We start from the raw sequence: 11,385 nt of genomic DNA, 5'->3' as shown, positions 1-11,385 counted from the left end.
CCCGCGCACATCCGCCCCGCGGCGGCCTTACCTGGACCGTGAGCTCCTTTTCTGTTCCTCGCTGCCACGCCGCAAAAAAGGCGGCAATCTCATCCCTCGTTCCCGCCTTTAACGGCCGGGGCAATTTCGAGGGGCTATCCACCAGGTAATCACATGAAAACTCGCTATCTCACCTTATTGTTGACCGTGCTGCTGGTCCTGATCCCGCTGCAACTGCTTGCCGCCTCCCTCCCCAAACTCTCCGCCCCGCCGGTCGGGGAGCGCTGGTTCACCGTCAGCATGGGAGGAGAACGGGTCGGCTTCGCCCATCTCAACATCACCCGGGAAGGTGAAGGGTACCGGATCTCCTCCGAGTCCGGGGTGAAGATGAAGGGGCTTGGCTTCTCCCGGGAGGCCTCGGCCAAGGAGAGCTACCTGGTCCGTCCCGACCTCGCCCTGGTGTCGTTTTTCTCCGACACGGTGATCGACGGAAGCCATCTGACCGTCAACGGCAAGGTCGCCGCCAACGCCATCCATGCCACCGTCCAGTCCCGCAGCGGAACCAAGGAACGCACCATCAAGCACAAAGGGGTCTCCTACCCTCCCGAAGCCCTCAACATCTACCCCCTCATGGCGGGGGCGGTGTCCGGTAAGAGCTACAAGATTCCCATGCTCGACCTGGAAGCGCTCAAGGTCAAGCAGGTCAAGGTTAAGGTGATCGGCCAGGAGACTCTGCCGTCCGGGCTTCCCGCCGTCCATCTATCCAACGACCTTTACCCGATCGTCGACAACGACATATGGGTGGACCTCAAGGGGAACACGGTGAAGGAGGCGGTCCGCGAGGACCTGGTGGTGACCGAAGCGGTGGACGAGGCGACTGCCAAGCTGCAGCTTGCCGATGACGCCCTCTCCAAGAAGGATATGGTGCTCGATTTCAGCCTGGTGCCGGTAACCCCTCCGCTGGAGAATCCGCAGGGGCTGAAACGGCTCGCGGTGGAGGTCTCCGGCATCCCGGAACGCTACCCCCTTCTGCAGGGGCAGGGCCAATCCGCGACGCGGCTTCTCGACGGTTCGGTGCGGTTCGTAATGCCGAACCCGGCACCGGCTCCCGAAGGGGCACCCCCTGCCGGTACCGGCCTGGAAGCGACTCAGCGCATCCCCGCGGACGCCCCCCAGATCGTCGCCCTCAAAAACGAGATCCTCGTCAAGGAGAGCGACCCGGTCGCCGAGGTACGGCTCCTGGCGGCCTGGGTGGCCAGGGAGATCAAGGGGAGCGGCACCGACAGCCAATCGCCACTGGAAACCCTCGAGAAGAAGGAAGGGAACTGCCAGAGCCACGCCCGGCTCTATGCCTCCCTGGCCCGTGCAGCCGGCATCCCGACCCGCTTCGTCTCCGGACTGGTCTATCTCCCGGAGCGCGGTTTCCTCTACCACAGCTGGGCCGAAAGCTACCTGAACGGCTGGGTGCCGGTGGATCCCACCTTCGGAGAGGTTCCCGCCGATGTTACCCACATCAAGCTCGTTGAGGGGGACTCTGCCGGGGAGATGGAAGCCCTGGCCGGGGTGATCGGCAGGATCAAGATAAAGGTCGCCGACAAGGCTTACTGAGACCGGAACGCGAAAGGGGGGTGGACCTGGTGGTCCACCCCCCTTTCAACTCTTCCTACAGCATCCGAAGACGCCTGCTTCTTTGCAGATCGGTCAGCATCGCCGCTGACTTCTCCCGGTTACGCCTGCTTCTTGCCGAGCATTCCCGACAGAATCTGCACCGCAACCATGACCGCGTACACAACTCCGAGAAGCACAAACAGTTTTCCCATCTTTTCACTCCTTACCGTGTATTGATAGCCGGCCCTTAGGGCAGGCAAGTGATCAAAACGGTGCCCGCTACTTTTTATCCTTGGTGAACAGGTACTTCTTCAGAAGATACATTCCGTACACCCCCACTACTACCGCATAAACGATACTCCAGCCCCAGATGATCTTTCCCATGATCGGACTCCTTTTGTGAGCCATAACGCTGGCTCAGGCTTCGTAGTGAGGCATGAGACGCCGTCAGCTGGCGGCGCCTCCGCACCCTCGGTCGTGCGGCCTCATAAGAATTACGACATTCCAAACACCGCAATATCGCGCAACCGGCAACCAATGAGTGGTGCGCAACCAAGGTTACATTAAAACAATGGAATTAATTTTGTGATGGAATTTATAAGACCAAATTAGCCCTCTGTCAAGTTCTTTTAGATTTTTTTCAATGTAGTTATTACTTTTATTGCTTTATCTTTTGTTGTCGGGCAATTAGCTCAATATAGATGCCATAAAACTTTATTCTATAAATTATTGAACGCAAGCAACAATCATTGCCTTTCCAAAAGAATTTATGTTGCATTACCAGTTATTTAAAAACGATAAAACATCATGATACTCAGGCTTGGTAAAAGAACATTTCCTGTTCCACTCCGTCAAGTCTTTGCTTTTATGACAGTTTCGTCATTTACGCGTTACCATATGGTTACCAGCAGGAATTATCCTTACAAACCATCGGAATGACAGGTCTATTTTATCGCCAAGAAATATTAGTCCACATTCGCTCGGGTGGTGTCCGGCGCCGGACAAAATAAAACATGTGTTTCGTCTTTAATGAAATAAAAGTCTTAGCCTTTTCACCTACCACTCCGAGCCCGCCCATGCCGGTCGGCGTTCCGCGCACAAAAAAAAGAGCCGCCCATTGGCAGCTCTTTTGGAGGCTTACATCTTTCCGGCAGGGTCATCCCTTTTGGCGGCCCAGCGTCTCCACAATTTCTCTCCTGGCCTCACCGATGGTGAGCGGGATCCGGCCAAATGGAACCCCTTCCTCGTGCTTGAGACGGTAGATCAGCTCGGCGATGTGCGGCAGGCGCAGCTTGACCTGTTGCAGCTCGTCGGGAGCGGTGAGGACCTCCTCGGGGGCGCCCCCCCTGACCAAGGCCCCGCGGCTGAGGATGTGGAGCCGGTGGAGAAAGACCGGCACCAGGTCTACACTGTGGGTTGCCATGACGATGGTGACCCCTTTCTCGCGGTTGAGGCGGGTCAGGAGCTCCATCATCCGGTACTCCCCCATCGGGTCGAGGCCGGCGGTCGGCTCGTCCAAAAGCAGGATCTCATGCCCCATAGCGAGTAGGCCGGCGATGCAGACCCGCTTCTTCTGACCGTAGCTCAGGTTGTGGATCGACTTGGCGGCATGTCCCGCCATGTCCACACTGGCCAGCGCTGCCTCCACCCGCTCGCGGACTTCCGGCTCCGGGCATCCCATGTTGCGGGGCCCGAAGGCGGCATCCTCGAAGACCGAGGCGGCGAACAGCTGGTCGTCGGGATTCTGGAACACCAGGCCGACCTTGCGGTAGATATCGCGGGGATGCAGACGTAGGACGTTTTCTCCATCCAGCAGCACTTCGCCTTGGTACCCCTTGACCAGCCCGTCCATAGCCTTGAGGAGGGTAGTCTTGCCGGAGCCGTTGGAACCGAGAATGCCGGTGAACTCCCCGCGGACCACCCCGAGGTCGATGCCCGAGAGGGCGACCGTCCCGTCCGGGTACCGGAAATTCTCTATCTTCGCTGAAATCCTGACATCGTCCATAGCCTCCCCCCTAGACCACCAGCATCCGGAGCACTCCCATGGCGGCCACCACGAGGATGGAGAGCGCCACTTCGGCACCCCGGAACGGCTGGTGGGACAGCATCGGCATCCGGCCGTCGTAGCCGCGCTGGACCATGGCGGTGGTGACGTTTTGGCTGTTGTCGAAGGCCTTGATGACCAGCACACCGGCCAAGGTCCCGAAGGAGGAGAGCCCCCGCCGGTACCCCGCATAGCCGAGCCTGTTTCTCTGCGCCTGGTAGACCACCTGGGCCTCCTCGATGAGCAGGAAGAGATAGCGCCAGGCGAACAGGGACACGTCCACCAGGGCCTGCGGGACCTTCAGCCAGGAGAGAGCCGCCATTACCTCGGTGAAGGGGGTGGCGAAGCCGAAGAGGGCCACCAGCGATACCCCGCCCATGATCCGGCTGGCGATGGCGGCGCCGTCGAGGAGCCCGTCGCGGTAGCCGGTGAGATGGAGCCCGAAGATATCCAAGGTGAAGAGCGGCAGGTGGCCACTGAAGAAGAGCTTCAAGAGGAGCACCCCGGAGGCAATGAAGAGGGGCTCGGAAAAACGGAGCAAAAGCAGCTTGGCCGGCAACCCGAGTCGCAGGCAGAGCAGACAGCAGAGAAAGGCCACCACCAGCGGGAAGACCATTCCGTGACAGCTGATCACCATGAGGAGCAGCGCCAGCACACAGAGGAGCTTCACCCGGGCGTCGAGCCGGGTCAGCAGGTGGGTCGCTGACGGATTGTGGGGGGTGAAATGGTGCATCACGTTTCCTGACGGTTAATCATTTTTTTTGACCAAGTCGCGCCAGCAGTATCCTGCCGCGAAACCTCCCACCGCTCCGGCCAGCAGGAACAGGAACAGCAAAAGGTCGCCAGAGCCGGGATCGAGCAGGGGAGCGGCAGCCTGACGGCCGTGCTCCTTGGCGATCTTCTCCACCACCGCTTCGTCGACACCGTTCCAGGACTTCCCGGAGAAATAGCACGATTTTACGGCAAAGAAAAGCAGGGGGACGGCGACAAACAGGGCCGCGGCCACCTTTACCCTGTAGCTTTTGCGCCCCTCACCCATTACTCGGCAGCTCCCTTTCCGTAATCACCTTCATCTTGACGAGGAGATCGGGACGTTTGTTGTAAAGCAGCTTGAGCATCCCGGCGGTGATCACCCCTTCCAGGATGCCGAGGGGAAGCTGGGTGGGCAGAAAGGCCAGCGCCACCTTGGTGAATAGGGGGATGAGCGGCGCGTCGCCCCGGATCCCCAGCGCAAGGACCAGGGCGGTAGCCGCATAGGTCGACCAGTCGGCCGCGACGCCGGCGATGAAACCGGCCAGCGCCACGCCTCCCCCCATCCGGCGGATAGCCCGGTACACCCCCCAACCCGCAAACGATCCCACGATCCCCATGGAGAGGATGTTGGCACCCAGGGTGGAGAGCCCTCCGTGGGCGAGAAAGAGCGCCTGGATAAGGAGGGCGACGGAAGCGATCAGCACGCTCACCAGTGGCCCCACCAGCACCGCGGAGAGGCCGGTGCCGCACGGGTGCGAACAGGTGCCTGCGGTAGGGACCGGGATCGGCATGCAGGAGATGATGAAGACCACCGCCGCCAGCAACCCGACCAGGGGCTTGAGCGAAAGATCGTCCCGGCCGAGGATGTTCAGCCTTCTCACCCCCAGCGCAACGAAGGGGGCGGCCACCGCATACCAGATCGCCGCCCACGAGAAGGGGAGGATCCCCTCCGAGATGTGCATGGCGTGGGCCGGGGTGGCGATCAGCAGCAGGACTGGTGTGATGTAAGCGAACCGCACGACGACTCCCTTTAGATCTTGTCCCCGCGCAGGTCGGCGGCGAAGATCTTGCCGGCCCCGCGCGAAGCGCAGAAGTCGCCGCACATGGTGCAGGTCTGCTCGTCCTCGGGGACCCGGCTCTTGCGGATGGCGGCGGCGTCCTCGGGATAGAGGGCCAGCTCGAACTGCTTCTGCCAGTCGAGGTCCCGGCGCGCCTTGCTCATCTCCTTGTCGCGCTGGCGTCCCTTTTCCGGGTACTTGTTCATATCGCCGATGTAGGCAGCAACCTTGGCCGCCTTGACACCGGCGCGGACGTCCTCCTCATTGGGAAGCGCCAGGTGCTCGGCCGGAGTGATGTAGCAGATCAGGTCGGCACCGAAACGCGAGGACTGGGCGGCCCCGATGGCGGCGGTGATGTGGTCGAAGCCAGGGGCCACGTCGGTGGAGATGGGGCCCAGCATGTAGTAGGGGGCACCGCCGCTCATCCGCTTCTGGAGCTGGATATTCCCCTGCACCTCGTCCAGCGGGACGTGACCCGGCCCCTCGACCAGCATCTGGCATCCCATCTCGCGCCCGATCTCGGCAAGCTCGCAGTTGATCAAGAGCTCCTGGATCTGTGCGCGGTCGCTGGAATCGTGGATGGCGCCGGCCCTAAGGCCGTTCCCGAGCGAGAGGACGGTGTCGTAGCGCTTGAGGATCTCCACCACCCGGTCGAACTTCTCGTAGAGCGGGTTCTCGCGGCGGTTGGCGATCATCCAGGCCGCCATGCTGACGCCCCCCTTGGAGACCAGGCCGCCGTAGCGGTATCCCTGCTTCCTGAGTCGCTCCAGGGTGTAGAGGTTGATCCCGCAATGAACGGCCATGAAGGACATCCCGTCCGCGCACTGGCGCTCGATAATCTCGAAGAGCATCTCTTCATCGAGTTTGTTGGGGTCGCCGTACTTCCTGGCCGCCTCGCAGAAGGCCTGGTAGAGGGGAACGTTCCCCACCGGGAGGTTGACGGCCCCGATGACTTCGCGCCGCACCCGGTCCAGGTCGCCCCCCACCGAAAGCTCCATAAGGGTATCGGCGCCGGTCTCCTCGGCGGCCTTCGCCTTGCGGACCTCTGCTTCGTAGTCGATGATGTCGGAGGAGGTCCCGATGGAGGCGTTGACCTTGGTCCCGAGTCCTTGCCCAATACCGGCCACCCGCGGCTTATGGATCCGGCTCCAGGGAATGACGATCTTCCCTTCGGCCACCTTTTCCCTTACATACTCGGCGGTGAATCCCTCGTCTGCAGCCACCTGGGCCATCTGCGGGGTAACCACCCCGTCGCGGGCCTGTTCGATCTGTGTCTTCATAGGACACTCCTTTCTCTGTACGCCCTGCAGTGTCCCACAAAGCTTGATGCCATGGCGGGCGAGCCGCCGAAATGGAGATGAATATAAGAGGCGAGGCAGTTGCCGATCCGGTACCCCTCGGTGCCGATGACGACGCCCCTTCTTTTTACCGTGTAAACCCGCTCGACCGAGGGAGGCATCTCCTCCATCTCGGAGTAGTGGAACTCGTGCCCGCGGGCGATGGCGCCCTTGCCCCCCAGCGTGGTGGCGGCCATAAGCTCCACCTCGCGGTAACCCAGCGCCTTGCGGCGGGGGAGCATCCGGGTCTCGACCGGGAAGACACCGGCCAAGGGATGGAAGCCGTCCCCGCTTCGCACGCCACGGGTGAGATAGATGAACCCGCCGCACTCGGCGTAGACCGGCATTCCGGCCGCCACCGCCTGCCGCACGCTCTCCATCAGCGCGGCGTTGCGGCCGAGCTCCCCGGCGAAGAGCTCGGGGTAGCCGCCGGGGAGGTAGATCCCACCCACGCCAGCGGGGAGGTCGTCGCCCGCCAGCGGGGAGAAGAAGCGAAGCTCGGCGCCGGATTCCCTCAGAAGACGGAGGTTATCCTCGTAGACGAAACAAAAGGCGGCGTCGCGGGCAACGGCGATAACCGTGCCGACGGGTTCGGCGGCTGCGCCGGCAGGCGCATATGGCCGGGCAAGGACGGTGGCGCAGCAAACTCCTTCTTTCTTGCCAGCTTCCCCCACCCCCTCGCCCCCTCCCTCCAGGGGAGGGGGGATGATGGCGAAAGAGCCCCGCGGCCCCTCCACAGTGGAGGATGTCCCCCTGCCCCCCCCTTGTGAAAAGGGGGACAGGGGGGATTTGCCTTGGATGCCGCGTCTCCCCACCAGGAAGTCCAGGTCGATATACCGCTCGGCGACCTCAACCAAATGGGCGAGGAAGCCGGGGGAGAGCGGGTTATCGTCCGCGGTGGTCAAGCCCAGGTGCCGGGACGGGATGGCCAGCTCCGGGTCCCGGGGGAGGCAGCCGACGACGGCGATGTCCGGCAGCGAGGCGGCCATCGCATCGCGCAAGAGGCGCTCGTGGTTGTCGCTCCCGACGTTGTTGAAGATCACCCCCGCCACCCGGAGCTCCGGATCGAAGAAGGCGAAGCCGTGGACGAGGGCGGCGGCGCTACGGGCCTGGCTGCGGGCGTCCACCACCAGCACTACGGGGGCATCGAGCAACTTGGCCACCTCCGCGCTGCTCCCGGCGTCGCTTACCCCGTCCATGCCGTCGAAGAGCCCCATCACCCCTTCCACCACGGCGATGTCGGCTCCCTCGGTATGGCGGGCGAAGGTGCTCCTGACAAAGTCGCGGCCGCACATCCAGCCGTCGAGGTTGACGGAGATCCGGCCGGTGGCCAGGGCATGGTAGCCGGGATCGATGAAATCGGGCCCGACCTTGAAGGGGGCGACCAAAAGCCCGCGCCTCCTCAGGGCGGCCATGATGCCGAGGGTGACGGTGGTCTTACCCGAGCCGCTGTGCGGCGCCGCAATCACCACGCTTTTCATGAGATCCCCTGGCTCCCCATCTCCGCCCTAGCCGTTCACCAGCTTCACCACCGCGTTGCCGTCGGCGAAGTAGTCGATCACGTTGAGGCAGCCGTAGCGCTGTTCGACGCTGAACATGTTGGCCAAGGGGGCGCCGAGGACATCCATGAGGATGACGCGGTTGACGCCGCCATGCGCCACCACCAGCACCTCCTCGCCGCGGTGCCTCTCCACGATCTCGCGCAGGGCCGGGAGCACGCGGCCGGCTAACTGGCCGACACTTTCCCCGCCGTGGCCGCGGAAGCCGGCCAGGTCGGCCAGCCGCGCCGCCCACTCGTCCGGGCGCTTCTCCATGATCTCGGTCAGCGAAAGCCCCTCCCACGCGCCGCAGTCGAGCTCCCTCAACTCGCGCACCTTAACGGGATCGAGCCCCAGGTGCCCGCCGAGGATCTGCCCTCCCCTGACCGTGCGGGTCAGGTCGCTCGTGTAGCAGGCGGAGATCCGTCCCTGCTCGAGACGCGGCTTCAACTGGTGGTACTGCTCCACGCCTCGCTCGGTGAGGTCGACGTCGCGGTGGCCGTTGTAGCAGTGGGAAGGGTCGACCTCTCCGTGGCGGACGAGATAGATCCGGGTCATCTCCATCATGTTAATAAGACTCCTTGTTTCAACTCAGCCAGCCGCGGTTGAAAAGCACCAAGAGCACCAGCAGGGCGGCGATCTCGTTCAACTCGCTCGCGCAGCCGATCACGTCGCCGGTCACCCCGCCGAGCCGCCGATGCGACCAGCTCTTGATGGCCCAGGTGACGAAATAGAGAACGAAGCTGCAGGCGAGCCCGTTCAGCCCGAGCAGCAGGAACCCGATTCCCAGCGTGAGGATAAAGGCGGTAACGAACTGGGCGCCCCCGGCGCCGGTCAGGAAGGCGGAGCCGAGGCCGTTTTGGCGGGCCCGCGCCGACCCCACCGTCATCTGTACCTGGGCAAAGCGCGCCGCCACCGGGAAAAAGAGGAGGGCCTCCCGCTTGGAGGAGGCCGGCAGGGCAAGGAGCGCCTGGTATTTGAGCCCCAGCGCCAGCACGAGGGCGACCGCCCCCACCGCCCCCACCCGCGAGTCTTTCATCACCTCGAGGAAACGCTCCTTCGATCCCCGGGCAGCCAGGCCGTCACAGACATCGGAGAGGCCGTCGAGGTGGAGGGCCCCGGTGACCACGGTGACCAGCACGACGAGGAGCAGATCCCCCACCGCACGGGGCAGCACCGGCGAGAGGAGGTAGTCGGCTCCCGCCAGCATGGCCCCGAGCGCCAGCCCCACCAGGGGGAAAAAGGACATGGAACGCCCCAGGTCGCGCTCCTCGCAGCGCACCGCGATCGGGATCGGTACTATGGTCAGGAACTGGAAGGCCAGTACCAATAGTCTCATGTCATCCCCCGGACCGGCCCTACCCTTCCGAGACCCCGGCCTCGGCGAAGGTGGCCATCTCCTTCAGCACCTTGACACCAGCCTCGATGAGCCCCATGGCGAGCGCGGCGCCGGTTCCCTCGCCCAGCCGCAGCTTGAGATCGAGGATCGGTTCGGCGCCGATCCGCTCCAGCATCATCCGGTGGCCGATCTCCACGGAGTTGTGGGCGGCAAAGATGTAGTCCCTCACGCAGGGGTGCATCTCGCACGCGATCAGGGCACCGGCCGTGGAGATGAAGCCGTCCACCACGACCGGGATGCGGTTGGCGGCGGCGCCCAGCACGAGGCCGGCGATACCGGCGATCTCGTACCCCCCGACCTTGGCAAGCACATCGACCGGGTCCTCGGGATTGGGGTGGTTGAGGGTCAGGCCGGTCTCGATGACGGCGATCTTGTGCTCCAGGGCCTGGTCGTTGATGCCGGTACCGCGGTGGGTGACGTCCTGGACGCTGCAGCGGGAAAAGGCGGCGATGATGGCCGAGGAGGGGGAGGTGTTGCCGATCCCCATCTCGCCGGTCCCAAGGAGAGCGACCCCTTCGGCCTTGGCCTGGTTGGCGAGATCGATGCCGACCTCGATGGCGGCCACTGCCTCCTCGCGGGTCATGGCGGCCTCCTTGGCGAAATTGCGGGTCCCCTTGGCGACCTTACGGATGATAAGGCCCGGGGCGGGCTCGAAATCGAAGTCGACCCCGACGTCCACCACCCGGACCTCGGCCCCCACGTGGCGCGCCAGCACGTTCACGCCGGCGCCCCCGCGCAGGAAGTTCAGCACCATCTGGGGAGTTACCTCCTTGGGAAAGGCGGAGACCCCCTCCTCGACGATGCCGTGGTCGCCGGCAAAGGTATAGATGACCTTCTTGTCCGTGTCGGGGGAGAGGTTCTCGGTAATGGCCGCCACCCGGCGGGCCATATCCTCCAGTGTTCCTAAAGAGCCGAGCGGCTTCGTCTTGTTGTCGAGCTTCGCCTGGGCCTTGGCCAGGAATCCCTCGTCTACCGGCTGGATCTTAGCCAGGGCGTTTTCCAGAAGTTTCATTGGGTCCTCCGATCGGATTTATGAAAATGCAGTTGCAGATGGTGCTGTTCGGCCTACCCCTTCAGCTTCAAGGGGAGCCCGGAAATGGTTACATAGACTTCGCCGGCCTTGGCGGCGAGCATCTCGTTGGCCTCACCGGCGAGGTCGCGGAAGGTTCGGGCCAGCGGATGCTCCGGAACGATCCCCATCCCCACCTCGTTGGTGACGATCACGAGAGGCGTGGCCAGCGTGGGGAAACTTGCCGCCAGTTCCGCCACCCGCGGCAGCACCGCCTCGGCCCCCTCCTTGAAGAGGATGTTGGAAATCCAGAGGGTGATGCAGTCGACGAGGGTGACCGAGAAGAGCCCGTCATTGGCGCGCAGGGCCACGGTGACGTCTATCGGCTCCTCCACCGTCACCCAGCCGTCGCCGCGCCGGGCCCGGTGGCGGGAAATGCGGGCGGCCATCTCGTCGTCTCTCGCCTCGCTGGTGGCGAGATACCCCCGCTGGGGCGGAAACTCCTCGGCCAACTCTTCGGCGAAACGGCTCTTGCCGCTGCGCGCTCCCCCGGTGACCAGGACGATTTTGGACATGAAAAAACCCCCTTCCAATGGAGGAAGGGGGTCGAAAATCGGTTAATGGTCGCGATTCCGGCTTTAGCCCCTCTTCCACGGAGGT

At 63.4% G+C, this 11,385-nt stretch carries 11 protein-coding genes; 1 reads left to right on the top strand and 10 read right to left on the bottom strand.

Annotated features, from left to right (window positions below; genetic code table 11):
• Positions 1-153 precede the first annotated feature (153 nt).
• Positions 154-1,587: a transglutaminase-like domain-containing protein gene (locus L4X63_RS05760; protein ID WP_250677627.1), complete on the top strand. Its 1,434-nt coding sequence runs from the start codon at positions 154-156 to the stop codon at positions 1,585-1,587.
• A gap of 1,156 nt (positions 1,588-2,743) precedes the next feature.
• On the opposite strand, the gene L4X63_RS05755 is transcribed toward L4X63_RS05760, so the two are convergent.
• The 10 genes from L4X63_RS05755 to cobU all read right to left on the bottom strand — a co-directional run bounded on the left by L4X63_RS05755 (position 2,744) and on the right by cobU (position 11,300).
• Positions 2,744-3,592, bottom strand: coding sequence for an energy-coupling factor ABC transporter ATP-binding protein (locus L4X63_RS05755; RefSeq protein ID WP_250677626.1), 849 nt, complete (start codon positions 3,590-3,592; stop codon positions 2,744-2,746).
• Positions 3,593-3,602: 10 nt separating this feature from the next.
• Positions 3,603-4,364: a cobalt ECF transporter T component CbiQ gene (gene cbiQ, locus L4X63_RS05750; protein ID WP_250677625.1), complete on the bottom strand. Its 762-nt coding sequence runs from the start codon at positions 4,362-4,364 to the stop codon at positions 3,603-3,605.
• A gap of 15 nt (positions 4,365-4,379) precedes the next feature.
• Entirely contained in the window at positions 4,380-4,670 is a 291-nt protein-coding gene (locus tag L4X63_RS05745; protein ID WP_250677624.1) for an energy-coupling factor ABC transporter substrate-binding protein, read from the bottom strand.
• Positions 4,663-5,346, bottom strand: a complete 684-nt coding sequence (locus L4X63_RS05740; protein ID WP_250677888.1) for an energy-coupling factor ABC transporter permease — start codon at positions 5,344-5,346, stop codon at positions 4,663-4,665. Before L4X63_RS05740 ends, L4X63_RS05745 begins: the two co-directional genes overlap by 8 nt.
• A gap of 68 nt (positions 5,347-5,414) precedes the next feature.
• Entirely contained in the window at positions 5,415-6,722 is a 1,308-nt protein-coding gene (gene thiC / locus L4X63_RS05735) for a phosphomethylpyrimidine synthase ThiC (protein WP_250677623.1), read from the bottom strand.
• The gene (locus L4X63_RS05730; protein ID WP_250677622.1) at positions 6,719-8,260 is read right to left on the bottom strand and encodes a cobyrinic acid a,c-diamide synthase CobB; all 1,542 of its coding nucleotides are present in this window, start codon (positions 8,258-8,260) and stop codon (positions 6,719-6,721) included. Before L4X63_RS05730 ends, thiC begins: the two co-directional genes overlap by 4 nt.
• A 27-nt stretch (positions 8,261-8,287) precedes the next feature.
• Entirely contained in the window at positions 8,288-8,884 is a 597-nt protein-coding gene (locus tag L4X63_RS05725; protein ID WP_250677621.1) for a histidine phosphatase family protein, read from the bottom strand.
• 19 nt (positions 8,885-8,903) lie between these two features.
• Positions 8,904-9,656: an adenosylcobinamide-GDP ribazoletransferase gene (gene cobS / locus L4X63_RS05720; protein WP_250677620.1), complete on the bottom strand. Its 753-nt coding sequence runs from the start codon at positions 9,654-9,656 to the stop codon at positions 8,904-8,906.
• A 19-nt stretch (positions 9,657-9,675) separates the two neighbouring features.
• Positions 9,676-10,728 (bottom strand): nicotinate-nucleotide--dimethylbenzimidazole phosphoribosyltransferase, encoded by a 1,053-nt coding sequence (gene cobT / locus L4X63_RS05715; protein ID WP_250677619.1) that lies wholly within the window; start codon positions 10,726-10,728, stop codon positions 9,676-9,678.
• 53 nt (positions 10,729-10,781) lie between these two features.
• The gene (gene cobU / locus L4X63_RS05710; RefSeq protein WP_250677618.1) at positions 10,782-11,300 is read right to left on the bottom strand and encodes a bifunctional adenosylcobinamide kinase/adenosylcobinamide-phosphate guanylyltransferase; all 519 of its coding nucleotides are present in this window, start codon (positions 11,298-11,300) and stop codon (positions 10,782-10,784) included.
• Positions 11,301-11,385: the final 85 nt, after the last annotated feature.

Origin of the sequence: Geomonas sp. Red32, from assembly GCF_023652955.1 — a bacterium.
Classification (GTDB): Bacteria; Desulfobacterota; Desulfuromonadia; order Geobacterales; family Geobacteraceae; genus Geomonas.
This window is presented reverse-complemented; position numbering and strand designations above follow the sequence as displayed.

Coding starts and splice junctions, on each gene's coding strand:
- L4X63_RS05760 (WP_250677627.1), top strand. CDS start 154: ATGAAAACTCGCTATCTCACCTTATTGTTGACCGTGCTGCTGGTCCTG.
- L4X63_RS05755 (WP_250677626.1), bottom strand. CDS start 3,592: ATGGACGATGTCAGGATTTCAGCGAAGATAGAGAATTTCCGGTACCCG.
- cbiQ (WP_250677625.1), bottom strand. CDS start 4,364: ATGCACCATTTCACCCCCCACAATCCGTCAGCGACCCACCTGCTGACC.
- L4X63_RS05745 (WP_250677624.1), bottom strand. CDS start 4,670: ATGGGTGAGGGGCGCAAAAGCTACAGGGTAAAGGTGGCCGCGGCCCTG.
- L4X63_RS05740 (WP_250677888.1), bottom strand. CDS start 5,346: ATGCACATCTCGGAGGGGATCCTCCCCTTCTCGTGGGCGGCGATCTGG.
- thiC (WP_250677623.1), bottom strand. CDS start 6,722: ATGAAGACACAGATCGAACAGGCCCGCGACGGGGTGGTTACCCCGCAG.
- L4X63_RS05730 (WP_250677622.1), bottom strand. CDS start 8,260: ATGAAAAGCGTGGTGATTGCGGCGCCGCACAGCGGCTCGGGTAAGACC.
- L4X63_RS05725 (WP_250677621.1), bottom strand. CDS start 8,884: ATGATGGAGATGACCCGGATCTATCTCGTCCGCCACGGAGAGGTCGAC.
- cobS (WP_250677620.1), bottom strand. CDS start 9,656: ATGAGACTATTGGTACTGGCCTTCCAGTTCCTGACCATAGTACCGATC.
- cobT (WP_250677619.1), bottom strand. CDS start 10,728: ATGAAACTTCTGGAAAACGCCCTGGCTAAGATCCAGCCGGTAGACGAG.
- cobU (WP_250677618.1), bottom strand. CDS start 11,300: ATGTCCAAAATCGTCCTGGTCACCGGGGGAGCGCGCAGCGGCAAGAGC.